Here is a 25,015-nt window from a genome sequence, read left to right on the forward strand (position 1 = left end):
TCTTTATCTGATGGAAGAAGTAGCTGAACATGAACTAGTATCAAAGGAATTTGATACTCCTCAGGAGGCACCTAAGAAAGAAAAGAAAAAGTATATTCCTCCAATGGATCATCCATGGAGAAAATCCATCTTTGCGAATTTTGCCACAAAACAAAAGCACCGTTGTGGTGCTAATGTTTGATTATTTTTGGGACATTATCAATTTCGGTTGACATTAAAAACTATTGATTTCAAAATCCCCTAAAGTGAAAAGTTAAATTCCACTTTAGGCGGGGCAAAGTTGCGTTTAGTCTTTCACTTCTTTCCACTTGATTTTACTCTTACAGTTGAATTTACTTTTACACTTTCAATAGTTGAATTTTCTCCTTCAGGTATATAATTACTGTGATGTCTGTTTCTCTATTTCATGAAAGGCTGATTATCATGGCTAAATCAAATAAGAATCTGCATCTTACTCTTTCAGAAAGAGAAATAATTCAGAGAGGAATAGAAAATGGTTCTACCAAGACTTCTATCGCTGCAACTCTTGGAAAGGATAAATCAACTATAGGCAAAGAAATCAAGGCACATAGAGTACATTCACATATTTGCAGCTTTGATCCTGCGTGCGCCAACAAGGACAGATGCAAGCATCACCATGCATACAAGAACTGTGCTGACTTAGTAGTTTTCAAATGTAAGCGAAGAGACAGATCTCCTGGCGCCTGCAATGGCTGTCCTAAATACCAGCACTGCAGATTTGATAAGTTCACATATTCTGCAGATATCGCCAATAAGGAATATATGGCTGACCTCATTAACTCAAGAGAAGGAATAAATATGACATATAGCGAGCTTAAGGCTTTAGCTGATATCATTGTCCCTCTTATCAAGAAAGGTCAATCACCATATCAGATCATTACTTCTCATCCTGAATTGAATATTTCTGAAAAGACATTATACAACTACATAGAATCTGGCGTATTTAGACAGTTCGGTCTGCTTGATATTGATCTAAGAGTCAAGACAAGAAGAATATCAAAGAAGGATTCTGTCAAATATAAAAAAAGAGAAGACAGAAAGTTCCTGATAGGCCACACCTATGATGATTTCATCTCATATACTGACGATAATGACAACGTTAGTATCGTCGAGATGGATACCGTCTACAATGGACAAAGCGGTCCGTTCATGCAGACTTTTAAGTTCCTGTCTTACTCTTTCATGTTTATTATATACCATGAAGAGAAGACTGCAAAGGTTATGGTTGAAGGTGTAGACCTTCTTGAATCGATATTAGGAAAAGAACTGTTCCTGAAAGAAGTAGAAGTAATCAAGACGGATAGAGGTTCTGAATTTTCGGATGCAGAAGGACTGGAAAAAGATAATGATGGCAGCATGCGAACTCATGTCTTTTACTGTGATCCTATGGCATCACGCCAGAAAGGAAGTCTTGAAAACTACCACAAGGAGATACGTTACATATGCCCTAAAGGGACAAATCTCCAAGCGCTTGGTCTAGATTCACAGGAGAAGGCTAATCTCATAGTATCCCACATCAATTCCCAGCCAAAGGAGTACCTGAAGGGAAAATCTCCGCTGGAGATGATGGAGTTCCTTAATCCAGATTTATACAAGAGATTCATAGAATTTGGAATCAAGAAAATAGAAAATGATGATATTATTTTAAAACCATATTTATTAAAAGAAGATAACTAAAATCATTCGGAGAATGTATGAAACATGAGAGGCAGGCTGACAATAGCACATGAAAGTAAAGTGGAATTTAGTCTTACACTCGAAAAAATGAACGAAATTCCATAGCTTTATTGCGCCTTAAAATACCATGATTTATGACGTTAGAATCTCATTTCTAGTGTACGAATGATTAAGTTCCATTCCCAAAACAAAAAGAATATCAGAATTAATACCCGATATTCTTATGAAAATATAATCCTGAACGACTAAATTCCACATTATTTTCGTTTCTTTTTAAAGTGGAATTTAACTTTTCACTTTAGGTCATTATGAATTCACCATCAATTCTATGATTCATTTCTCTGCTTCCCATTCTGGCAAACGTAATATCCATTTCTGAAATCTAATCTATCGAACAAGCCGAAAGCAGGGAAATAGTAATTACACATACATTTCAAGAAGTTTTTTTATAAATTGAAACTTTCATTTGTTTCATATTTGTATTATGATACTTGAAGAAAGGGCGTATATAAAAATGAAATTTTCAAAAAGAATGGATCTCTTCGGAGAAAGCATCTTCACTACACTTGCAAATATGCGTAGTGAAAGAAAAAAACAAGGACTAGAAGTCATTGATTTAAGTATCGGAGCACCTAATATTCCTCCAACTCAGGAAGTCATGGAAACAATCGCAAAGGAGGCAATGAAGCCAGAAAACTATCTTTATGCGATTAAGGATGCGGTTGATCTTCAAAATACTGTAAAAGAATGGTATGAAAGAAGATACGGTGTCACTATTGATCCCGAAACTGAAATGACATCATTACTTGGATCTCAGGATGGCTTAGCACATCTTGCTTTAACTTTGGTAAATGAAGATGATATTGTGCTTGTACAAGATCCATGTTATCCAATCTTTAGAGATGGACCACTACTCGCTGGGGCTAAAGTTGTTACTATGCCTTTATTAAAGGAAAATGATTATTTAATTGATTTTGACATGATTGATGAAAAGACTGCACAAGATGCAAAGTATATGATTGTGTCTTATCCAAATAATCCAACTTGTGGTGTTGCGAATGATGAATTCTATAAAAAACTTATTGTCTTTGCAAAGAAATACAACATCATGGTACTTCATGATAATGCCTATAGTGAATTATTATTTGAAGGACCAGGACACAGCTTCTTAGAATTTGAAGGGGCTAAGGATGTGGGTATTGAATTCAACTCATTAAGTAAGACATATGGTTTAGCAGGTGCACGTATTGGTTTTGCGCTTGGTAATAAAGAAATTATTGGAAAACTGAAATCATTAAAATCTAATCTAGATTATGGTATGTTCTTACCTGTTCAAAAAGGTGCAATTAAAGCATTAACACAGGATCAATCATGTGTAGAAAAAACAAGAAATGCTTATAAACATAGAAGAGACTTATTAGTCAATGGCTGTAAGTCTATTGGCTGGGACATCGATATGCCTAAGGGTACTATGTTTGTATGGGCAAAGATTCCTGATAAGTTTAAAGATTCTGAAACTTTTGTAAAGGGACTATTTGATAAAACAGGTGTTCTTGTGGTACCAGGTAATGCATTTGGTACTCAAGGTGAAGGTTATGTACGTATGGCTCTTGTACAAAGTGATGATACAATAGAACATGCATTAGACATGATGGATAAAAGCGGACTATTCAAATAGTCCGCTTTTTTAAATAATATAAGGTATAAAGATCATCAAGCCAATGATAGCTGAAATGATTGCACTAATAAGCACAGCGCCTGCTGCAGCGTCTTTAGAGAGCTTTGCAAGGGGATGAATATCCGGTGAGGCTAAGTCCACCACAGCTTCAATTGCTGTATTGACAAGTTCTAATGATAAAACAAGTGCAAATAGAATAAGACAGATCATCCATTCAATCTTCGTAATATGAAAATAGAAACCACATAAGATAACGGCACACATAAAAGAAAGATGTATTTTGATATTACGTTCCTTCTTAATTGTATGGATAATGCCTTCAAAGGCATGCTGAAAAGATTTTAAAAGAGATTGTCTAGTATGTAACATCAAATCTTCTCTCCCCTTTTTCTACCGGAATATCTTTCACTTCCATATCAGTGATGTCTATCCATTGTTCATTTTTCATCTTGTAGATGAAACGATTGATTTGTTCAGGTGTGCCCTGGACTTCTGCTTCGACACGTCCATCAAAGAGATTTCTAACCCAGCCAGTAAGCCCTAACTGAGTCGCATTCATCTGTGCTCTAAAACGGAATCCAACAGCTTGTACTCTTCCTGAAAAATAGATATGCTGTCTAATCATAGTGAACCCCCCTTAAAGGTATACATCACAATACCTGCTGCTACACCAACATTAAGAGATTCCATTGTATCAATAGGAATATAAAGAGAGGCATTAGACATCGCAATTGTTTCATCTCTCACACCATTCCCTTCATTCCCCATAACAAATGCCATCTTATCTGTTGATTTAATATCATCAATAGAAGACGCGTTATGTAAGCTTGTCGCAATGACACGTACCCCTAACTTCTGTAGTTCTGGAATAACATGACTCAAATCATCACGGACAATATCTAAATGAAAAACAGCACCCTGAGTAGAACGCAATGCCTTATCATTGTATAAGTCTACACAATCAGGACTCATGACAATCTGTTTAAAGCCAAAGGCAAGTGCTGAACGAAGGATAGTTCCTAAGTTTCCTGGATCCTGTACACCATCTAAAATAAGAACACGATCATAGTGCTTTAAAATATTATCCTTCTTATGACATACAGCCATAATAGGCTGTGGTGTTTTTGTATAGGACAATTTTTCCATAACAGAATCAGACACAACAAGCACTTTATCCTGTCCTTCTAATGATTCATCTGTACTAATAACTAAATCACATAGTCCTGCTTTTTTTGCTTCTTCTACCATATGGAATCCATCTACTAGAAAAAGTCCTTTTTCATCTCTTGTTTTCTTGTTCTTTAATTTTACAAGGTCTTTAATTGTTTTATTATTCACTGATTGAATCATACATGCTTTTCCTCCAATATTTTCATACGTTTCTTATAATCAAACATTCTCTTTTTGACTTCTGCATAGAATCGAGGAGAATGATTTGGTTCAATAAAGTGACATAACTCATGCACAATTACATAATCAATCAACTCTTTATCTAAATAGACTAAAGAGAAATTAAATGTCACAAGGTTTAATTGATCATAACAGCTTCCCCATCTTCCTTTATATTGTTTAATTTGTATACGTGGCATAGGTCGATTAAATAAAGGAAGATATTCTGATGTTCTCTTTTTTAAATATTCATAGAGTATCTGAGAAAGATATATACTTAACGCATTTTCTATATACGAAGTATACACGTAGATACTATCTCCATGAATTGCACATTGTTTCTTCTTAATATCTCTGACAACTATTTGATATTTCTTACCAAAGATATAGACATACCCATCCTCTCTTAGATCAAAATAAGGAACATAGGAAGATAATCGTGCATATAAATCTTCTTCATTTTCATAGATTAAATCACGAATATACTTCTCACTCGTACCAACAGGTGCACTGACTTCTAAATAATTATCTCTGATCTTCACTCTGATTGTTTTCATCTTCTTAAATGAAACAATACAGGGGTATATATGTCCTTTTAATTCAATATTCCATTTTACTCTCTGCATTTTCTTATAAACTCTTCAAATATTTTCTGACTTTCTTTCTCTGTACACATAAACTCAGGATGCCATTGTACACCCCATACAAACTTCTTATTAGGTGCATAACATGATTCGACTAAACCATCTTCACTTATGGCCATAGGTTGTAAATCATTTCCTAGTTCTTTGATTGCTTGATGGTGACAACTATTGACTGGCAGAATAGTTTTATTAAATAGACTCTTTAATGGTGTATCCTCTACAAGAGTAACTGTATGCTGCTTATTGTCATAAGGTGGTTTCATTCTGTGAGTTATAGTACTTTTATATTCTGATGGTAAGTCCTGATATAATGTTCCACCACATAATACATTAAGTAACTGATGCCCTCTACATATTCCTAATATTGGTTTATTTAAAGCATATACTTCTTTAAATAATTGACTTTCTAATGTGTCTCTATAAGGTGTTAAATCTCCACAATTTTCCTTCTTTTCTTCATGATAATAAGCAGGATCTATATCTGGTCCGCCAGTAAAAAGAAAACCATCAAAGTTCTCTGATAATTGTTTAATATCTTCTATATTTTCAATAAAAGGTAACATCACAGGAATACCTCCTGCATTCGCAATACCTTTCATATATCCTGGCAACATCCAATAACTCTCTTTTTTCTCATCAAATAAAGGCAATATTCCGATAATAGGTTTCATACGAATCAGCTCCTGAAACTATTATAAATAGTAAAAGAGTCTCTTTCAAGAGACTCTATTCATGACATATTGCCTTTATTTCTTCTAGATGTTCTAAAGCAAGCGCATAACCATAATCATAGATTCTTTGAATCTTATCTAAATCCTTTTCCATAGAATCAATGATGACTTCTTCTGTTGGTCTTAATACAAGTGCCTTGCCTTCTTTTTCTAGCTTGTCAATATAGTCTAATGTTTCATTATAGTTGATATGACGTGAAAGCAGGGCATCTTTAAGAAGTGGGTATTTACGAGACACAACCTGTGCTGCAAATCGAGTTGAAAAATTGAGTGTCTTCTTATAACCCTTTGGTCTAGTAAGAATAATCAAAAGCTTCTTATTACCATCTTCTATTGCTTTCTTTACAGGAATAGAATCTGCAATACCGCCATCAAAATATTCATTTTCTCCAATTTGAATCGCAGAAAATACGATAGGAATAGCACATGTTGCCTTTAACACTGTACAATGACGATCTATTTTATGACCATCTATATATTCTGCTTTTCCTGTATTCGCATTTGTGACACCTACAAGTACTTTTGTATGAGACTTATAAAATGTATCATAATCAAAAGGATTAAGTTCATTAGACATTGTTTCATAGGCAAACTTTAAACCAAATAAAGAATGATCCGTCTTATAGTTTCTAAGACCAATATAACGAGGATCATGACGATACGTTTTTAGTATCTCAAGATTTCTTCTAGGCTGTTTTGATACATAAGAAACACCATCAGTGATTCCTGCACTTACACCTATACAATAATCAAACATAATATCATGATCATTCAAACAATCCATAATACCACATGAAAAGATTGGTCTAAATGTACCACCTTCTAGAACAATTCCACTCATATACTTATTCCCCCTCAAATAAAGACATTGACTCTGCTGAGTTAACATCTACTATTTTATGGAAATACTCCTTCTGTGTCAAATCCCCCTTCACGACTTGCTTTGCAATGACACCATCTTTAATGTAAAGCAGTTTCTGTGAATAACTGGCAATCATTGGATCATGAGTCACCATAAGGATAGAAACACCATCTTGATCATTTAATTCTTTGAATATTTCTAATATTTCATGTGATGTATGGGAGTCTAAGTTACCTGTTGGCTCATCCGCTACAATAAGTTTAGGATGAGTGACAAGAGCACGACAGATGGCTGCACGCTGTCTTTGTCCTCCTGAACATTCATTAGGATACTTATGAAGTAATGAATCGATAGATAAACGTGACGCTGTTTCTTTAACTCTTGCTTCTATTTCTTCCTGTGGCAAATTCGCAAGAGAAAGAGGAACTGCGATATTTTCAAGAATAGTGAGAGAATCTAATAAGTTGAATTCCTGGAAAATGAATCCAAGGTTCTCATAACGAAACTTACCTATTTCATTTTCACCCATACTTCTTACTTCAGTATCATTGATATAAACCTTCCCTTTTGTAGGAATATCTATTGTAGATAGATTATTAATAAAAGTTGATTTACCTGCACCACTTGGTCCCATGACACAGATGAATTCTCCTTCATTCATAGTCATAGAGACCCCATGTAACGCTTCAAAGGTATGGCTTGTACCAATACCATATATTTTAGTTATATTTTTCGCAACTAGTATTTCACTCATAGTACGTCTCCGATTTCTGTATAAACATTCTTCTTATAAATATAATAAGTCATCACTGCAAGAACCATCTGTGGAATGATATCCACACCAAACAACATAACAATAAGACCTAAAGTATCTGGTGTATGCATATAAACCTGAGCCATGACAATTGCAAGATAAACAATAGGTATTAAAACAAGTAATGCATAGAAGAGAATCACTTCCTTCTTAATATAAGAAGCAATCTTCTTTCTTGTACAGCCTATCTTATAAAGATTACTAAAGGATTTCACTCTTTTCATAGTTTCTGCAGCATATTTATACATAATTGTGATAGATAATAAGATTGTCATCACAATGTAAGCAATAATAGCGGTCATATATTCTCTTGGTGAATTTTTCTGAGCAATGATCATAGCACTCATACAAACATTTGTGACAACATAAACAAGGATAAGAGCACCTGAATTAGTCAAAGAAGTAGATAAATGACTTAAAGAAACCAGGTCTAAAGTATGTCCTAAATGTTGACTCTTGATTTTTCTAAGTATTTCTGTGATTGACTGCGATAATACATAAGCCGCCCCTATTCCACCCACAAAACAAGGGAATACAAATCCAGTTGGACTATAAGGAGTCGTAACTAATAAAATAATCGCAAATATATAAATGAATGGCGGAAGATAAGAAGGTAATTTCTTATCCACAACCTTTTCATGAGATTCATGTAAGAGTGTCTGGATATCATGGCGGTAAACAAAGCCTGAATCTCCTAGAATAGTTACAAAGAAAAGAATCGCAATAGTCATAAGTGTATCTGTATAGGCACGCATAGGAATCATGAAGATAGACTTATGAATATGCATAGAGTGATACATGATTGAATTCACTCCTACTGCCCCTGCCATACCAATCAAATAACCAATAGGTAAAGCAATTAAAGAGATAATGATTTCCTGATAAAACAAGTAAAGTGTTGAATCAAAAAAACTACTGCCACTCATCGCAAGAATCGCAAATTCTTTTGTCTTATGTGTACAAAAGAATGAGTTGGCATAAACCATCATTAAACCACAAAAAATTATAACGACAAATGCGATAATACTTGATAATGGAACACTGACCTGTGAAAAAGATCCACCACTTGCAGCTGCTGTTTGATCCATTAACGTATCATTATTAATAATATTAAAGAAGACAAATGATACAAAGACAGTAAAAAGAACAGTAATACCATAAGATATAGCTTGCTTCTTTTCACGCTTCAACATCTTACAGGCAAATTTAAATGTCCCCATAATCTTTACCTCCATGTGTATGGCGATAAGAGTTAATACGTGTCACTCTTAAGATATTTTCTTCTCCAGGAAAATAAACTGGATTCTGTTTTGTTTGTTTATAGATGTCTATTACTCCTTTCGCATCATCTACAATTTCAGTGAGTTTCATCAAGCCATACATTCTAGGAGGAAGCACATATAAAGGGACACCTGCATCCTTGAAGTGCAACTTAATTTCCATAAGCAGGTGTGGACAACACATCACTACATTATATTGATCAATGACTTCGTGCATCAAGCTAAAGGGTGAGAAATCAATCTGTACTTGATTCTCTAAATGATTTTCTTTGATTTGTTTCTGCATACGTGTAGTGACATAGCTTGATGAAAAGCCACCCCCACAGCAGATTAATATTTTTAATAGATTCATGGTGTATATTATATAAGATTATTTCATAGCACACTATTAATTTTCTGAACGTGAAAAAACCGACATCAGTCGGTTGATTTTTCGTAGCACTTTAATCGTTCAAACTTCAGTTTTCTCATAGACTTGATTTTCTCTATGTCTTTTTCTAAAAGCTCATAGTCGTAGAGCATATCCTTATATTTACCAAAATGTTCATATTGATAAATATAATAAGTCATATACATTTCAATGATTGGCTCAATACCATGATAGTGTTCTAGTTCATAGAGTCCACAAGCAACATAGCACAAGCACATGAAATATTCCAGTTCTCTATTTTCTCCTAGCATTTCGTCTGAAAATACATATGAACTCCCATAAAACATAGGATGAGGCGTATCTTTCTGTGAATCCATTTCCTGATAGACATCATTTCTTACTTCTCTATAATATTCTAGTTCTTCCATAATTACCTACTCATCCCTAAATGCATCTTCATAATCTAGTTTACCTGAATTAAGTACAAAATCCCTGTCTCGCTTCATTTCATCCAGTTCTTCTTGTGTTTCAACATGTACACCTACGATAATCCTGTCTACGTTCTCATAAGTGTGATAGAACATATAGTTCACACCATCATTGAGTGTAGGATATAATTCTGCTTCGATAGTTGCTAAAGCTAAAGATACTCGCAAAGCAAACATAGGATCACCTTTAAAAGAAGGCCCCAAATCATCAAGATGGAACATGCCTCTTGATTGATCTCCGGTTTCATAATCCGTTCTGAAGTCATGTTTAAAATCAGAATATTCGCTCATTTTTTCACCCTCTTGCTCTCAACATCTCTATTACATATATATTTTTTTAACAAAAAAATTCATCATTCGGTTTTAATTGTACCATTTTTAAAATCTCTTATCATTTTTAATATATATTCATTACTACCCATATATGTTTCTTTTCCAAGTACATCTAATGCAGCTGTTGCAACATAACCTATAGGTATATTTAGCAAACATATTTCATTATCTTTATTGTTTTTTATTTCCTCAATAAAGGCTTCATCAGTTATTTTCGCTTCAATTCCTGTAAGAATCGCCTGCATGACAAGTATAGGTTTACCACTTTTTATCTTATCAATAACTTCTATAACTATATCATTGTGCATGTCTTTTAACCTCCGAATATCGAAGAAAAATTGAATTTCAAAATTATCTTCTACTCATCCCTAAATGCATCTTCATAATCTAGTTTACCTGAATTAAGTACAAAATCCCTGTCTCGCTTCATTTCATCCAGTTCTTCTTGTGTTTCAACATGTACACCCACTATGATTTCATCAACATTCTCATATGTATGATAGAACATATAATTAACACCATCATTAAGTGTAGGATATAATTCTGCCTCAATAGTAGCAAGTGCCAAAGATACTTTTAATGCAAATAAAGGACATCCGTGAAACTGAGGCCCTAAATCATTAAGATGGAACATACCTACAGATTGTTCACTGTTGATATATGATGTTCTAAAATCATGCTTTATATCTTCATACCTATCCATCGCTTTTTCTTTCACTGCTTTTCACCTTTTCTATGACTTTCTGTTTACTTATAAGTTCATTATACACTACATCACAGCCAAAACACTTATATTTTTAAGCATGAAAAAAGTGCCATCTCTGGCACTTTAGATTACTTTGCTAACTGTTCTTTAGCTAAATCAGTTAAAGCCTTGAAACCTTCAGGATCAGCAATTGCGATTTCTGAAAGCATCTTTCTGTTAACGTTAACTTCTGCAAGTTTTAAACCATGCATGAAAGTTGAATATGACATATCGTTCATTCTGCAAGCAGCGTTGATACGTGCAATCCAAAGCTTTCTCATTTCTCTCTTTAACTGTCTTCTATCTCTGTAAGCATACTTTAAAGAATGCATTACCTGTTCATGAGCTGTTTTATATAAAGCATGTTTGCTACCGAAGTAACCTTTAGCTAGCTTTAATGTCTTTTTTCTTCTGCGTCTAGTTGTAAATCCGCCTTTTACTCTTGCCATGTGTATATCCTCCTTAAAATTAACCTATTAGATACGAGATTTGATTCTCTTGTAATCTGATGGGTGTACTAATGTTGACTTAGCGAGATGCTTTTTCTGTTTATGTGTCTTATTATGTGATAAGTGAGATACGTATGCATGGCCTCTCTTTAATTTACCACTTGCTGTTTTCTTTAAGCGTTTCTTAAGACCGCTATGTGTTTTCATTTTTGGCATGATAAGTTTCCTCCTATTTTACTTTGCTTTTTTAGGTGCGAGCATTGCTGTCAATGTTCTTCCTTCTAGTTTAGCTGGCTTTTCAACGACGCAATATTCAGAACATTCCGCAATAAAATCGTCCATAATCTTCTGTCCAAGATCAACATGAGCCATCTGTCTTCCTCTGAAACGAATTGCTACCTTGACTTTATCGCCATCCTGTAACCATTTCAAAGTACGTTTAAGCTTCACGTTCTTATCGTGTACATCGATTGTTGGAGATAACTGCGTCTCCTTGATCGCAACAACTTTTGAATTCTTCTTCATTTCTTTTTGTTTCTTCTGTTGCTCAAAACGATACTTTCCGTAATCCATGATACGACATACCGCTGGCTTTGCCTTAGGAGCAACACAAACTAGATCAAGTCCTGCATCATAAGCACGATTCATTGCGTCTCTCTTGCTCATAACGCCTAACTGTTCTCCATTCTGATCAATAACCAGTACTTCCTTAAAACGAATATTTTCGTTGATTGGATCTTCCTTCTTCACTGGTTTTGTTCTATCATAACGTCTAATAAAAGCCACCTCCGCTTACTTCATATTAAATAAAAAGTGAGCGTACTAGCGCCCACTTATCGTTAGAGTTTAATCTAGTGACATTGGCCCATCGACTGTATCAATCGGGCGAGAAGTAGGCACTTCTTCTTTCCACTTTTTACTTGTTCATCTTACCCAATATACAGGTGTTTGTCAATAACTTTTTTAATTTATTTTAAATTTCTGTAATAACACCATTCACCGCATGAATCTTTATGCCTCTATACTTTATAGTAGCCTTGACTGTGAGATTTTCTATATCCATCGGGCGTTCCATCTGTACAATCTTATAATCAATCATGACTCGTGTATTCTTTTCAAGCAACACCTTACTATTATAATAATCCTCAGTTAAAGTCTGATCTTTAGAAAGTGTCTCATTCACTTCACCAAGCTGACTAAAATCACCTACAGTAAAACTTGCTTGAGACATATTAACAGCCTTAGGAAAGAATACCTGTGTGGCCACTAAATATGTTTCTTTTCCATCCATAAGGCCATAAGGATGTACACTCACACTTAAGACAACTTCCTTCTGTAGTCTGATTTTGTCTCTTATTTTTAACCCACAAAAGACCGCAACAATACATACCGCAAGTACAACAATTTGACTGATTAGTTTACTATGTTTCACTGTTTATTCCCCTTTATCTTTTAGAAGGTTTAAACATCTGCTTAAAAGAAGAAGGAAGCGGTGCTTTAAAGGTCATTATTTTATGTGTAAAAGGATGTGTGAATGCAAATTCATGCGCATGTAAACCTAATCTCTTTAAAGGATTTGTACGTGCACCATATTTCCTATCACCAATAATAGGATGATTCAAAGAAGCCATATGAACACGAATCTGATTCTTACGCCCTGTATCTAAGAATACTTCCATCATTGTATAGTCCTTAGATACTTCTAATGGCTTGTAGTGCGTAATAGCCAATTGTCCCTCTTTTGCAATACGCATCTTTAACTGTTTATCTTCTACAAGATGATTCTTTATTGTGCCTGACTTACGACATTGTCCTTCTAATATTGCAACATAGCCTCTTGTTTTAACATACTTATTCCAGTTATGAGTTAATTCCTGATAAAGCTTCTTATTCTTCACAAACATAAGTACACCAGAAGTATCCTGGTCTAAACGATGTACAAGATAACACTGCTGTCTCTTCTTACGGCAATATTCCATCACCATATAAAAAGCTGTCTGATATTTATTATTACGTGTCTCTTCACTCACTAGTCCAGAAGGCTTATTGATTACAATCATATCATCATCTTCATAAAGAAGTTCAAAAGGAAGATTCGTCTTCTTACCAACTTCTACTTCATCTCCTGGATGTAATTCAAAGGCATGATAAGTCTGTACTTCACCATTCACCTGTACTGATTTATATTTCAATAAACTCTTACAATCATTTCTCTTCTTACGAGTATGCTCTACAAGAGAATCTAATAATAATTCATCTTTTGTAACTTTATACATTCTTTTCCTCCAGATAACGTCTCACTTCTTCTTCTAAATATTGTGGACCTTTTTCTAATAATACATAAAGAGGTTCATCTGTATGATTAATACAGCGTACATCTTCAAAACCTGCTTCAAGTAATGTCTCTTTATCTTCACACTTTCCACAAAATGCGACAACAGGTTTATCGTATTTCTGTGCTAAGCGTAAGACACCTATTGGTGTCTTTCCATATAAAGTCTGATGATCCATCTTGCCTTCACCTGTAAAAATAATATCCGCTTCCTGGATTGCTTCTTCTAGATGAACTGTACGACTCACTGCATCAAATCCAGTCACTAATTTACCATTAAGTCCTGTCACTATCGCATAGCCCATACCTCCTGCTGCGCCTGCACCAGGTACACATGAATCATCCTTATCAACTAATTCACTCATTATTTTCGCATAATGCTTCATTGCCTGATCTGTCTTTTCTAGATTTTTTACCTTCTTTTGAGGACCAAAAACATAAGTAGCTCCTTCTTTTCCACATAGTGGATTAGTGACATCACATGCCCCTTCTACTTCTATACTTGATAAATCAAGACGTGTTTTCTTAATATGATCAAGTGTTTCGAGTCCTCTCGCATTCATTGGAATACGCTGATCAAACTGATCAAAAAAACCATAACCCATACCACTTAATAAACCAATACCACCATCATTACAGGCTGAACCACCTAAAGTCAAAAGGAAACGTTTCACTCCATGATCATAAGCATATTTCATCATTTCTCCTACACCATAAGATGTTGCTTCTGTTCCGTTCTTTTCTTCTTCAGTCAGGTAATCAAGTCCACATGCCTGTGCACTTTCTATAATAGCCAAATCATCCATAATAGCAAGTTTTGCATGAACTGTCTTAAATAGTGGTCCCGCTACTTCTATTTCATGAATATCACCATGTAGATAGCGATTCATGACTTCCATTGTCCCTTCACCACCATCAGCTAAAGGACAAATATGTACATTATTATAAGCTCTCTGTACTGCTTCTCCTGCAGCATATGCAGTCATACTTTCTTTAAAAGAATCAAATGCAGCAAGTATTTTCATCATTATCACTCCCTGTATGTATTCTAACATAAAAAAGTTCATGGTCACCCATGAACTTTTAAGATTTTCTTTTTAATAAATAAATATTTTTTCTTATAAACAATTACATAAAGAATAATTGATAACACAGCTGCAGAAAGCGCATCAATAATTCCATGCTGCTTGATTAAGAAAGTAGAGATAATAATCCCTATTGTAAGAATTGTAGTTCCCTTCTTCATAATACTAGTTGCATGCTTTGATTTACTAAAAGCCATGCACATACCAATAGAATTAAAGATATGAATACTAGGCAATACATTGGTTGGTGTATCAATCTTATAAAGCAAATCAACAAGTATTAACGCAATATTACTATGACCTAATTGTTTTGGTCTAATATTTAAACCATTAGGATAGATAGCTGATACCACTATAAAGATTGTCATACCGGTAAATAGGAATGTGATCATCTGCAGGTATTCTTTCTTATCTTTAAAGAAGAAATACCAGAAAGAGAAGAAGATATACCCAAACCAGCTGATATAAAGGAAAACAAACCACTCATTAAATGGAATCATATGATCTATTGGTGTAGAGATCATATGATATTGCGTCACTGGCATAAAATGTTCAATAAAGAAGAAGCATACCAGATAAACTACAAAGTACAAAAGCGTCCACCAATAACGCCAATTCTTTTTCATTAGTTTTTAGAGAATTCTGATAAGATTAATTCCTTGTTCTTATCAGTCGCCCAGTTAATTCCCCATTGATTTGAGAAGAGTAATAAATACTTTCCTCTTAAATCCTGAACTCTCTTTGTATCTGAAGATAAATTCAAACTATATAGATCAATTTCTTCATTATCAATCCATCTAATGAACTGATATCCAAGAGGTTCTCTCTTGATATTTACGTTATATTCGTTCTTTAAACGATATTCAAGTACTTCAAACTGAAGGACACCTACTACACCTACGATGATTTCTTCCATTGAACCACCAATTTCAGTGAAGATCTGGATAGCCCCTTCCTGGGCAATCTGTTCTACACCCTTAACGAACTGTTTACGCTTCATTGTATCTGTATTACGGATACGTGCGAAATGTTCAGGAGCGAATGTAGGGATACCTTCAAACTTGAATTTGTGCTTAGGTGTACAGATTGTATCACCAATAGAGAAAATACCTGGATCAAAGACACCGATGATATCTCCAGAATAAGCTTCCTGGATTTCTTCACGGTCATCAGCCATCAACTGTTTAGACTGACTTAATTTAATCTTCTTATTTCCCTGCATATGGAATACTTCCATACCCTTAGTATATTTACCAGAAGTAATACGCATGAATGCCATTCTATCTCTATGTGCTTTATTCATGTTTGCCTGAATTTTGAATACAAATGCACTGAAGTCTTCATTGAATGGATCAATTGGCCCATCATCACTCTGTTTTGGCTGAGGAGGCATAGAGTAATCTAAGAAATGATGTAAGAATGGTTCTACACCGAAGTTAGTTAAGGCACTACCAAAACATACTGGTGATAATTCTCCACGATGTACTCTTTCTAGATCAAATTCTGCACCAGCACCATCTAGTAGTTCCACATCATCCTGAAGAGTCGCATAATAATCTTCACCAATTTCTTTAATTAATTCAGGATCATCATAATCAGTAATGATTTCCTGTACTTCCTTCTTACCACCCTGTACTGGTACGAAACGAATCACTTTCTTAAATTCTCTTTCATAAACGCCTTTGAACTGTTTACCACATCCAATAGGCCAGTTAACAGGACATGTATCCATACCTAATTCCTGTTCAATTTCTTCCATTAATTCATAAGGGTCTTTGGCTTCTCTATCCATCTTATTGATGAAAGTAAAGATAGGAATATGTCTCATTGCACAAACCTTGAATAACTTACGTGTCTGTGCTTCGACACCCTTAGATGCATCAATAACCATGACTGCTGAGTCAGCTGCCATTAATGTACGATATGTATCTTCTGAGAAGTCCTGATGGCCTGGAGTATCTAGGATATTGATACAGAACCCATCATAGTTGAACTGTAATACTGAAGATGTAACAGAAATCCCTCTCTGTTTTTCAATTTCCATCCAGTCACTGACTGCATGACGCATATTCTGCTTACCCTTAACCATACCGGCTTCCTGAATAGCTCCACCATATAATAAGAACTTTTCTGTTAATGTTGTTTTACCAGCATCCGGGTGAGAAATAATCGCAAACGTACGACGTTTACTTACTTTATCTACAAATTCTGACATATAGCCTCCTTAAATTACGAATTGACCATTTTTGAAGATCTGTACTGTTTTTCCATCTTGAGTCACAGCTTCAATATCAAGGTCTTTTGTTCCAATCATAAAATCAACATGTGTGAATGAATCATTGACACCATGTTTATATAGTTCTTCTTTAGTCATCTCATAACCGCCCTTAATACACTCATTAAAACCTTTACCAAGAGCAAGATGACATGCTGCATTCTCATCAAATAATGTGTTATAGAATAATATCCCCATTTCTGATATAGGAGAATCAACTGGCACAAGTGCCACTTCGCCTAAATAATGAGCCCCATCATCAGTATCAATGATGCTTGCAAGTACATCTTTACCAGTCTTAGCACCAAAGTCTACAACACGACCTTCCTTAAATCGAATATAAAAATCATTGACGAGTGAACCACCATGGTTAAGTGGTAATGAAGAATAAACAACACCTTCTGTTTTACGATAGTCTGGAGAAGTAAAGATTTCTTCTGTAGGCATATTAGGGAAAGAATAAACTCCATCAGTTGTAAAGCTTCCTCCACCTGCAAATAAATAGTCTTTATTCATATATACTTTTAAATCAGTTCCTAGACTATTTGTATAATGTAAGTAATCAATAGACATCTCATTAAGTGTCTTCACACGTTCTTCAAAAGATGCACGATGCATCTCCCAGGCATTTAAAGGATCTTTTGTATCTACATAACACACATGATAGATGGCTTTCCATAAGGCTTCTATAGCCTCCTGATTATTCATATCAGGAAATACCTTATTCGCCCACTTAAGAGAAGGTGCACCTACAATACACCAGCGGTCAATACCTAGATCTAAATGATCATAGAAGGTCTTAGCCTGTTCATGCATAGCTTTACTGTAAGTAGCCATCTTTAAAGGATCAATACCTTTAAAACCATCAGGATTTTCTGATGTAATAGTAACTACAGCAGCATGTTCTAATGCATACTTATTACGTAGTTCAACTAAATAATCAGGAACCTTCTTGAAATAATCTACATCATTATGTTCATATCTAAGTCTTGTAATATCCTCATCTACATAATGTGCAATTACATCTAGAGCCCCAGCTTTATAGGCTTCTTTGGCGATAGCTTTCACTAAAGAGGCACATTCAACATCCGCAGTAACTACGAGTTTCTGACCTTTTTGAAGATTAACGCCCTTTTTTACTATCAATTCAGCATATTTATTCATCATATCAATACACCCCATCTCCATTATTCTAAGAATTTTATAATCTTTGTCAACAGAAAAAGCATAACATATTACGTGTTGAATTTCCATTTTTCTTGTTATTATTTTACACATGTGATATGATATGTATAGCAGTTACACAGGACATTTTGTATTGGTTTTTTATCAGTAGTACACTATCGATTGCAAAAGCCTATAATAAAGTTGCTTGATGTATTGCAATTTACAGGAGGTATGTCAGATGACAGGTAAAGTAAAATGGTTTAAGGCTGAAAAAGGTTATGGATTCATTACAGTAGAAGGACAGAGCAAAGATATTTTCGTTCATTTCTCTGCAATCAACGCTGATGGATACAAGACTCTAGAAGAAGGCCAGACTGTTGAATTTGACGTTGTTGAAGGCGATCGTGGACCACAGGCAGCTAACGTTACAGTAGTTGAATAATCATCATAAAAAAGGCTGATGCAATAAGCATCAGTCTTTTTTTGTCATATAAGCAATTAATAGTTTCATTGTGTTCTCTACTGCATCCACATGTGAACGTTCCATACCATGGCTTGCAGCCACACCTGGACCTATTAGTGCGCCTCTAATATCCTGACCGCCTCTGAAAGATGCAGAGACATCAGAACTATAGAATGGATAGATATCAACTGCATAAGATAATTCATTATCTTTCGCAAGATTAATAAGTTTTGTTGTCATCTGATAATCATAAGGACCACTAGAGTCCTTCGCACAGATAGAAACATCTCTTTCAGTGCAGCTTAAGTCTTTACCAATACATCCCATATCCACTGCAATCACTTCTTCAATTTCTTCAGGAATATAAGCACATCCATGTCCTACTTCTTCGTAAGTAGAAATCAAGAAATACCAAGTATCACGAGGAATAATGAATTCTTCCTTCATTGTCTTTAATAAGCCATATAGAATAGCTACGCTGAGTTTATCATCTAAGAATCTAGATTTAATAAAGCCACTTGGAGTAATTGTAGTTTTAGGATCAATACAGATATAATCTCCTGGCATGATACCTAATTCTTCTACCTCCTTCTTAGATGACACACATTCATCAATACGTACATGCATTGTCATATCAGTTCTAGGGGCATTCTTAGAATCGTCATAGACATGTGCACTCGGAGAATTAGATAGAATTGTTCCTGTATAAGTTCTGCCATCTCTTGTTACTATTTTACAATATTCACCATCTAGCGTAGGAACAATAGGGCCTCCTACTAAAGTGAATGCAAGTGTACCATCTTCTTTGATACTTCTGACCATAAGTCCTAAAGTATCAACGTGAGCACATAATGCCTTTGTATGATGACCGATACCAGGTACCTTAACAATCAGATTACCTTTATTGGTATGCATTGTCTCATAGCCTAAGGCTTTGACTTCCCTTTCATAAAAATCAATGACTGCTTTTGTATATCCTGTAGGAGAATCAATTAAAAGCAGTTCTTTCGCAAATTCCATTACTTTTAATGCATTCATATGAAACCTCTCTTTCTTACTCATTATAACATCTAAAAAAGATCAAGCATATTATCAAGATAGATTTCTTCTCTCACATGAATTGAATATTCTGGCTTCACCATATAATATAACAGAAACTCTAATACAAGAGCACTGCCTAGACTTCTACCTTCTATCTTAAACTGTGTAAAGCCTAATTGCCTATAAATAGACTGTATGTCTTCAATACTGATAAACGAAGGATTATGCATGGCATGAGAAAAACGATAGCCTTGCTTTGCATTTGGTGCTTTACAAATATGATCCGGGATATCTTTACCCAAGTTCTGTAAACTCACCGTTTCATAACATGTCTTTCTATCCTGACATCCTACATAACAGCATTCATTACATAAGAATTCTACTTTATCCTTCTGTTTGATGGTAGATAATAATTTAAATTTCTTATTTAAGCGGAAATCAGGCACAACATAGCGGAACTCTTCTCTTTCGCATTCTTCTTTAAACTCATTAAAGTCAGTGATGACTTTAGTGGTAGAAGAGACAAAATAAAGATTTGGATATTTCTCCATCAAATAGTGTAATAAGAGATCAGAGTGTACAATCACACCATTGTTGCCTGCTTCATTAAATAACCTACATAATGTATTACATTTAGGATCTGAGAGATGTTCTTCTTCTAGCATAGAGTTACTAAAAGTAAGTCTTGCAGAAATATGATACGTCTTCATCAGGTCTAATACCTCACGAGGATTATCTTCCCCTTCTCCAAGTCTTCCTCCACCCCATAAACAGTCCATTGGAGCACCATAAATAGAACCTATTTCACACCAGTCATAAAAATATTCTCTATGGTTATAAAAAAGAGGAAGGAACTTCTTATATAATTCATAGAATTCAAATAATCCTGGTAAATGAAAATAAGCTTTTTCCTTTTTTGACAATTCAATCACATCTTCCTATATTTTATTCTTTAAATGTTATCTAAAAATTTATGAGCCCCTTGTAAAAATAATTCATATCTTTTTTGTGTTACCTCATTATCTTCTTCATTCCAGACTTCAAAGATATATTCTTTATTATTTTGAATTATAGAGCATAATTGCTTTGCAGTATAATATTCATCATTTAAGTTATATAGTTTTATAATTCGTTTATCTAAGGTTTTATTATAAACATCTTTACTAGTATATCCTTGTATATGCGTTAGTGGATCAACACATTGTTCATGATACTTTTTACAGGGTTTACAAATGTCATCTCCACCAATTGTTAATTTTAAACCAACAGATGGATTATCAATAATTTCATTGGCAACCTTATAAAAATCATGTCCCATTTTTTCATCAGGAACAAATCTATCTATCCCAGATCCATATAATTTAATAATATCAATAAAATGATGTGGTTTAATTAAAATTGAGTCCATTAATTAATCAATCTTCCTTTCATTAATTCTTCCGATATTTTTATAGCGATTGCTTCACTTATTTTTGGAAACAACATTGCTCAATACAGCTCCTACAATTAGTAGGATAACACCTAAAATCATTGTATCATTTATACTAATAATAGAATACGCGCCTAATATTAAAATGATAGCAGTTATATCAAGTGTTATTGCTAACGTCCTGCATAATCTCATCTTATTTATTTTTTTATCACCTTGGCTTAAATCATTATATCCAGCAATCATATTTGAACCTTTTCCAAAATATAAAGGAATAGAAATAACTATAAATAAAATCGCACATAATAATAACGGTATTCGCATATCAATAATTCCTCCAGTTCTTTTATTCTATATTAAATAGTTAATTATTATTTAATAATTCTTCTAATATTTTTCTAACATTATGAGCTGCATCTTCCTGTATCTCAATAATACGAGCCCCTCTAGACTTGGCTACTTCTCTTAAATCTACAGATATACCAGTATGGAATGAACATCCTACTACTAAAAATACATCTCCTGGTTGTAATGTATAAACCATTTCATAAGCTAATTGATAATTTGGCGCAGGATCACCATAAAGAACTGGCTTATTGTATAAAGAATAAGCAATATCCATTTCATCATCTGCAGGAAGACCACCATGTAGTTCTAATGCATCACTACCCGCAAGTTTATGTAAACCATCAATATTCATTGTGATAATAGGAATATGATACTCTGCCAAGGCATAATGTGCATCATTTGGTTTTGCACCATTCATATTTGCTTTTAATTGTCTAATAACTTCATTGTATTCTTCATGATGTCTTTGCGCATAGCTTCTAAACAGTTTTTCTCTGACATCTGGTCTTTCCATAAATGTAGGAATATTACTTTGTTTAGATATTCCTGCACCTGTAAATGCAATTATCTTCATATCAATCATCTCCTTGTGTTATATTATAACACTTATAAAAGCCTTAATAAATCTTCTACCTTCTCTAGTATATAATGAGAATCACTCATGTCTTTGATTTCTACACCACCCCATTTTGCGAACGCAAAATCAATGCCTGCATTTCTTGAAACAAGAAGATCTTAATAGGCATCTCCAACATAAATAACATCTTCTTTATTTAACCCCAAATGTTCCATACACAATAATAATGGCTCAGGATCAGGTTTATGTTTTGAGGTATCATCCTCTAGTACAACAACTTCCATATAATCATCTAGTCCTAAAGAAACTACATCAATATCATATCGCTTCTTATTCTTAGAAGAGACAACGCTAAATCTTAACTTTTCATGTAACGTCTTTAATATGTCATCCATTCCTTCATACCTAGATAAAAAGCAAAATAGTACACTTCTTCTAAAGTCCATTTATCCCCTTTTCTTCTTGAATAATCTTCTATAATGGAATCATATTTACATCAAGAGTATTTATTAATATCAAAAATGAGATCTTTATATTTCATTATTTTCTCTCTATTTCTATCACATAAGGTGCATTCTTTTTATTCATCATCTTAAAACTTGATACATTATATGTATGTGTATCTAACTCTGATACGTAGTTATCAATCCATAAAGCTTCTTCTTTACCCTGAGGATGTCCAATATAACAAGTTATAAAGATGACCTTTTTCATATGTTCAACCGCCTTAATAAGAGTTCTTTGAGTAATATCAAGTGTTGTGGTAATGTTATGATCACCTTCTGGTAAATAGCCTAGATTAAAAATACCAATATCAAATGTATCAACATAATGATCAAAATTCTCATGAGAATCACGTATTAAATGTGCTTGATCCCCTACGAGTTCTTTTGTACGCTTGAGTGCTTCTTCTTGTATATCGAAGCTATAGACTTCCTTACAGCATTCAATTAAACTCTTTGTATCATGGCCATTACCCATTGTGAAATCTACACCTATTTCTAAATTATCATATGTATGCATACGTTCATGCACATACTCTACCATACTTAACATGTTTCTTTTCTCCTTTAAAAAAATCCGGCAAATGCCGGATTCATTATGATTTTAATGCAGGAAGGTCTCCTGTATAAAGACAATATTCTTCTAATGTCCAGTTGTTTTCATACATGATCTTAGCAGCTTTTTTACCTACATAACGGAAATGCCAAGGTTCCTGTGTAATACCTGTAATATTAGAAGTACCATCCGCAAAACGTAATACAAAGCCATATTTATGAGCATTTTTACATGCCCACTTATATTCTGATGTATCACCAAATACAAGTCTCTTACCTTCATCGACACTTTCAGAACTCATATCGATACCAAGTCCTGTCTGGTGTTCACTTGCTCCAGGTAAAGCTACGTGCTGAATTGCGTAAAGTTCTCCCCACTTCTGTTTATATTCCTTATAGATTTCACTCTGTTCATCATAAGAACGATAACCACTATTGATCATGATATAGTAGCCTTCCTTTTCACCTGCTTTACGCATAGCAAGGAATGCCTTATAAGCATCTTTTCTTAATTTTGGATGATCACATTTCTTAGTGATATATTTCTTATCAGGTGTGACTAAATCAGATGGTTTATAACTAGAAGGAAGGTATAAACCTTTCTTTACAAGAGTTGTATAACGTGCTGGATCAGTAATAGTATGTCTAGTCGCTTCTTTAGTAGAATCTCCAATAAATGGATAAGATGTACTTAATACAGCATAGTTATAATTCTTACTTGATTTATAAGCCTCTTCATATTTATCCATATCCTTGAACTTGAATCCAGATACAGCCATATAATTCTTCATCGTATTATAGCTATAGCCTTTTTCTAGAATATAATCTAAATCATCACTATCAGCTGTCTTTAAGATCGTCCAAATCTGTTTTTCAGTATACCCATTCTTCTTTAAAGCAGGAATCTGGTCATCTAACATTGGTGATAATGTATCTACTACATCAGCAGCTTTCATCTTCTTATGAAGAGACTGATATTGTTCAAAATCAGCATAATACTTAACATCCTTAGAATGTTTTAACCATGAATCAATATGATCTAAATAATCATCATCAATCACAATCTTCACTTTATCACTTGTTAGCTTTAATACAGCAGACTGCTGCGACCATGAATAGCCTTTCATTGCAAGTCTAATACGTGAAAAGTTAAATGTGATTACTAATACAAGTACTACAACAACAGGAATAACAACCTTCAAGACATTATCCCATCTTATTCTTCTACGACGACTGTAAGGAGAATAATTATAATTTCTCTTTCTTCTCATAAGTTTTTTACCTCTTTCCTTATCACGAATAATAGTACCAAACAGGACATTATTTGTCCACACTCCACCCTTATTATCTCACATTTTCACATAATTTACATATTACTGTTTAATTAATCGAACACAATTGCAAAAAGGGGGATTTTATGATATCTTTTACTAAGTGTGAAAAGGAGGTTTCCCCGATGCAATTAGTCATTTATATATTCATTGCGTTATGTACTCTTGCAATCGCAATTTTATTTACTGAAGTTACAGGAAAATTATTCAAAGCATTACTTGCTTTAGTAGGCGCTGCTTCTACTGGTTACTCAATTGCTTTAGCTGCACGTATGATTGCAAAGTCTACTAAATGGTTCAGTAAACCACCACTAATGAATACTTTCTATATTTCATCTGCGATTGTATTAGTATTAATCATTATCGTTACAAAAGTCATCTTAAAAAAGAAAAACGGTTAAACCGTTTTTTTATTTGCGCTAAAAAAG

General features: G+C 34.1%; 34 protein-coding genes and 1 pseudogene. 5 read left to right on the plus strand and 30 right to left on the minus strand.

The genetic code is table 11. From position 1 onward, the window contains the following. From H8909_RS05190 to H8909_RS05200, 3 genes and pseudogenes are all read left to right on the plus strand, one after another. Positions 1-181: pseudogene (locus H8909_RS05190) on the plus strand (ISNCY family transposase); the annotation flags it as partial. A gap of 242 nt (positions 182-423) precedes the next feature. Next, positions 424-1,698, plus strand: a complete 1,275-nt coding sequence (locus tag H8909_RS05195; RefSeq protein ID WP_238928221.1) for a helix-turn-helix domain-containing protein — start codon at positions 424-426, stop codon at positions 1,696-1,698. Between the two features lie 514 nt (positions 1,699-2,212). Next, a complete protein-coding gene (locus H8909_RS05200; protein WP_187012097.1) occupies positions 2,213-3,376 on the plus strand; it encodes an aminotransferase class I/II-fold pyridoxal phosphate-dependent enzyme in 1,164 nt (387 codons plus the stop codon). A 9-nt stretch (positions 3,377-3,385) separates the two neighbouring features. Here the strand turns inward: H8909_RS05200 and H8909_RS05205 are convergent, their stop codons facing one another. The 22 genes from H8909_RS05205 to H8909_RS05310 form a co-directional block, all read right to left on the minus strand. Beyond that, positions 3,386-3,745: a diacylglycerol kinase family protein gene (locus H8909_RS05205; protein ID WP_022425894.1), complete on the minus strand. Its 360-nt coding sequence runs from the start codon at positions 3,743-3,745 to the stop codon at positions 3,386-3,388. Further along, a complete protein-coding gene (locus tag H8909_RS05210) occupies positions 3,732-4,001 on the minus strand; it encodes an acylphosphatase (RefSeq protein WP_022425893.1) in 270 nt (89 codons plus the stop codon). The genes H8909_RS05205 and H8909_RS05210 overlap by 14 nt, the downstream gene beginning before the upstream one ends. Further along, positions 3,998-4,726 (minus strand): TrmH family RNA methyltransferase, encoded by a 729-nt coding sequence (locus H8909_RS05215; protein WP_187012098.1) that lies wholly within the window; start codon positions 4,724-4,726, stop codon positions 3,998-4,000. Before H8909_RS05215 ends, H8909_RS05210 begins: the two co-directional genes overlap by 4 nt. Further along, complete coding sequence (locus tag H8909_RS05220) at positions 4,723-5,391, minus strand: M48 family metallopeptidase (RefSeq protein ID WP_187012099.1); 669 nt, start codon at positions 5,389-5,391, stop codon at positions 4,723-4,725. Before H8909_RS05220 ends, H8909_RS05215 begins: the two co-directional genes overlap by 4 nt. Further along, positions 5,379-6,080: a gamma-glutamyl-gamma-aminobutyrate hydrolase family protein gene (locus H8909_RS05225; RefSeq protein WP_187012100.1), complete on the minus strand. Its 702-nt coding sequence runs from the start codon at positions 6,078-6,080 to the stop codon at positions 5,379-5,381. Before H8909_RS05225 ends, H8909_RS05220 begins: the two co-directional genes overlap by 13 nt. Positions 6,081-6,135: 55 nt before the next feature. Next, complete coding sequence (locus tag H8909_RS05230; RefSeq protein ID WP_187012101.1) at positions 6,136-6,981, minus strand: patatin-like phospholipase family protein; 846 nt, start codon at positions 6,979-6,981, stop codon at positions 6,136-6,138. Between the two features lie 4 nt (positions 6,982-6,985). Beyond that, positions 6,986-7,756: an ABC transporter ATP-binding protein gene (locus tag H8909_RS05235; RefSeq protein ID WP_117459443.1), complete on the minus strand. Its 771-nt coding sequence runs from the start codon at positions 7,754-7,756 to the stop codon at positions 6,986-6,988. After that, positions 7,753-9,036 carry an ABC transporter permease family protein gene (locus H8909_RS05240; protein ID WP_187012102.1) on the minus strand — a complete coding sequence of 428 codons (1,284 nt, stop codon included), beginning with the start codon at positions 9,034-9,036 and terminating at the stop codon, positions 7,753-7,755. Before H8909_RS05240 ends, H8909_RS05235 begins: the two co-directional genes overlap by 4 nt. Further along, on the minus strand, positions 9,023-9,448 hold the full coding sequence (locus H8909_RS05245) for a PTS sugar transporter subunit IIB (protein ID WP_202985906.1): 426 nt from the start codon (positions 9,446-9,448) through the stop codon (positions 9,023-9,025). Before H8909_RS05245 ends, H8909_RS05240 begins: the two co-directional genes overlap by 14 nt. Before the next feature lie 65 nt (positions 9,449-9,513). Further along, positions 9,514-9,894 (minus strand): hypothetical protein, encoded by a 381-nt coding sequence (locus H8909_RS05250; protein ID WP_187012103.1) that lies wholly within the window; start codon positions 9,892-9,894, stop codon positions 9,514-9,516. Positions 9,895-9,900: 6 nt separating this feature from the next. Further along, positions 9,901-10,245, minus strand: coding sequence for a hypothetical protein (locus tag H8909_RS05255; RefSeq protein WP_006505451.1), 345 nt, complete (start codon positions 10,243-10,245; stop codon positions 9,901-9,903). Positions 10,246-10,307: 62 nt separating this feature from the next. Continuing rightward, complete coding sequence (locus tag H8909_RS05260) at positions 10,308-10,595, minus strand: hypothetical protein (protein ID WP_187012104.1); 288 nt, start codon at positions 10,593-10,595, stop codon at positions 10,308-10,310. A gap of 50 nt (positions 10,596-10,645) precedes the next feature. After that, positions 10,646-11,005: a hypothetical protein gene (locus tag H8909_RS05265; protein WP_278596914.1), complete on the minus strand. Its 360-nt coding sequence runs from the start codon at positions 11,003-11,005 to the stop codon at positions 10,646-10,648. 116 nt (positions 11,006-11,121) lie between these two features. Continuing rightward, a complete protein-coding gene (rplT, locus tag H8909_RS05270; protein WP_006505448.1) occupies positions 11,122-11,481 on the minus strand; it encodes a 50S ribosomal protein L20 in 360 nt (119 codons plus the stop codon). Positions 11,482-11,508: 27 nt separating this feature from the next. Beyond that, complete coding sequence (gene rpmI / locus H8909_RS05275; RefSeq protein ID WP_006505447.1) at positions 11,509-11,697, minus strand: 50S ribosomal protein L35; 189 nt, start codon at positions 11,695-11,697, stop codon at positions 11,509-11,511. Positions 11,698-11,715: 18 nt separating this feature from the next. Beyond that, entirely contained in the window at positions 11,716-12,267 is a 552-nt protein-coding gene (infC, locus tag H8909_RS05280; RefSeq protein ID WP_006505446.1) for a translation initiation factor IF-3, read from the minus strand. A gap of 187 nt (positions 12,268-12,454) precedes the next feature. Beyond that, positions 12,455-12,913, minus strand: a complete 459-nt coding sequence (locus H8909_RS05285; RefSeq protein WP_187012105.1) for a hypothetical protein — start codon at positions 12,911-12,913, stop codon at positions 12,455-12,457. A gap of 13 nt (positions 12,914-12,926) precedes the next feature. Next, a complete protein-coding gene (locus H8909_RS05290; protein ID WP_187012106.1) occupies positions 12,927-13,757 on the minus strand; it encodes an RluA family pseudouridine synthase in 831 nt (276 codons plus the stop codon). Continuing rightward, the gene (locus tag H8909_RS05295) at positions 13,750-14,841 is read right to left on the minus strand and encodes a glycerate kinase family protein (protein WP_238928222.1); all 1,092 of its coding nucleotides are present in this window, start codon (positions 14,839-14,841) and stop codon (positions 13,750-13,752) included. Before H8909_RS05295 ends, H8909_RS05290 begins: the two co-directional genes overlap by 8 nt. Before the next feature lie 41 nt (positions 14,842-14,882). Continuing rightward, positions 14,883-15,491 (minus strand): hypothetical protein, encoded by a 609-nt coding sequence (locus H8909_RS05300; RefSeq protein ID WP_238928223.1) that lies wholly within the window; start codon positions 15,489-15,491, stop codon positions 14,883-14,885. A gap of 32 nt (positions 15,492-15,523) precedes the next feature. Beyond that, positions 15,524-17,113, minus strand: a complete 1,590-nt coding sequence (locus tag H8909_RS05305) for a peptide chain release factor 3 (protein WP_187012109.1) — start codon at positions 17,111-17,113, stop codon at positions 15,524-15,526. 9 nt (positions 17,114-17,122) lie between these two features. Beyond that, positions 17,123-18,340 carry an aminopeptidase gene (locus H8909_RS05310; protein ID WP_238928224.1) on the minus strand — a complete coding sequence of 406 codons (1,218 nt, stop codon included), beginning with the start codon at positions 18,338-18,340 and terminating at the stop codon, positions 17,123-17,125. Positions 18,341-18,578: 238 nt separating this feature from the next. Between H8909_RS05310 and H8909_RS05315 the strand changes: the two genes are divergently transcribed. Further along, positions 18,579-18,782 carry a cold shock domain-containing protein gene (locus tag H8909_RS05315; protein WP_006505439.1) on the plus strand — a complete coding sequence of 68 codons (204 nt, stop codon included), beginning with the start codon at positions 18,579-18,581 and terminating at the stop codon, positions 18,780-18,782. A gap of 30 nt (positions 18,783-18,812) precedes the next feature. Here the strand turns inward: H8909_RS05315 and H8909_RS05320 are convergent, their stop codons facing one another. The 8 genes from H8909_RS05320 to H8909_RS05355 all read right to left on the minus strand — a co-directional run bounded on the left by H8909_RS05320 (position 18,813) and on the right by H8909_RS05355 (position 24,527). Further along, complete coding sequence (locus H8909_RS05320) at positions 18,813-19,841, minus strand: M42 family metallopeptidase (protein ID WP_187012110.1); 1,029 nt, start codon at positions 19,839-19,841, stop codon at positions 18,813-18,815. A gap of 32 nt (positions 19,842-19,873) precedes the next feature. Continuing rightward, positions 19,874-20,776 (minus strand): hypothetical protein, encoded by a 903-nt coding sequence (locus H8909_RS05325; protein ID WP_369409806.1) that lies wholly within the window; start codon positions 20,774-20,776, stop codon positions 19,874-19,876. 20 nt (positions 20,777-20,796) lie between these two features. Further along, positions 20,797-21,252 (minus strand): hypothetical protein, encoded by a 456-nt coding sequence (locus H8909_RS05330; RefSeq protein WP_022425879.1) that lies wholly within the window; start codon positions 21,250-21,252, stop codon positions 20,797-20,799. 54 nt (positions 21,253-21,306) lie between these two features. Beyond that, entirely contained in the window at positions 21,307-21,597 is a 291-nt protein-coding gene (locus H8909_RS05335; protein WP_187012111.1) for a DUF3784 domain-containing protein, read from the minus strand. Between the two features lie 40 nt (positions 21,598-21,637). After that, positions 21,638-22,195, minus strand: coding sequence for a Sir2 family NAD-dependent protein deacetylase (locus H8909_RS05340; RefSeq protein WP_187012112.1), 558 nt, complete (start codon positions 22,193-22,195; stop codon positions 21,638-21,640). 161 nt (positions 22,196-22,356) lie between these two features. Further along, the gene (locus tag H8909_RS13465) at positions 22,357-22,593 is read right to left on the minus strand and encodes an HAD-IA family hydrolase (RefSeq protein ID WP_238928225.1); all 237 of its coding nucleotides are present in this window, start codon (positions 22,591-22,593) and stop codon (positions 22,357-22,359) included. A 145-nt stretch (positions 22,594-22,738) separates the two neighbouring features. Continuing rightward, a complete protein-coding gene (gene mnmM, locus H8909_RS05350; protein ID WP_187012113.1) occupies positions 22,739-23,254 on the minus strand; it encodes a tRNA 5-(aminomethyl)-2-thiouridylate-methyltransferase MnmM in 516 nt (171 codons plus the stop codon). A gap of 43 nt (positions 23,255-23,297) precedes the next feature. After that, entirely contained in the window at positions 23,298-24,527 is a 1,230-nt protein-coding gene (locus H8909_RS05355) for a M15 family metallopeptidase (RefSeq protein ID WP_187012114.1), read from the minus strand. Between the two features lie 185 nt (positions 24,528-24,712). Here H8909_RS05355 and H8909_RS05360 point away from each other — a divergent pair, with 185 nt between their 5' ends. Continuing rightward, a complete protein-coding gene (locus H8909_RS05360; RefSeq protein WP_022425871.1) occupies positions 24,713-24,988 on the plus strand; it encodes a hypothetical protein in 276 nt (91 codons plus the stop codon). The last annotated feature ends 27 nt before the right edge of the window (positions 24,989-25,015 follow it).

The organism is Catenibacterium faecis (genome assembly GCF_014306455.1).
Taxonomy (GTDB): Bacteria; Bacillota_I; Bacilli_A; order Erysipelotrichales; family Coprobacillaceae; genus Catenibacterium; species Catenibacterium mitsuoka_A.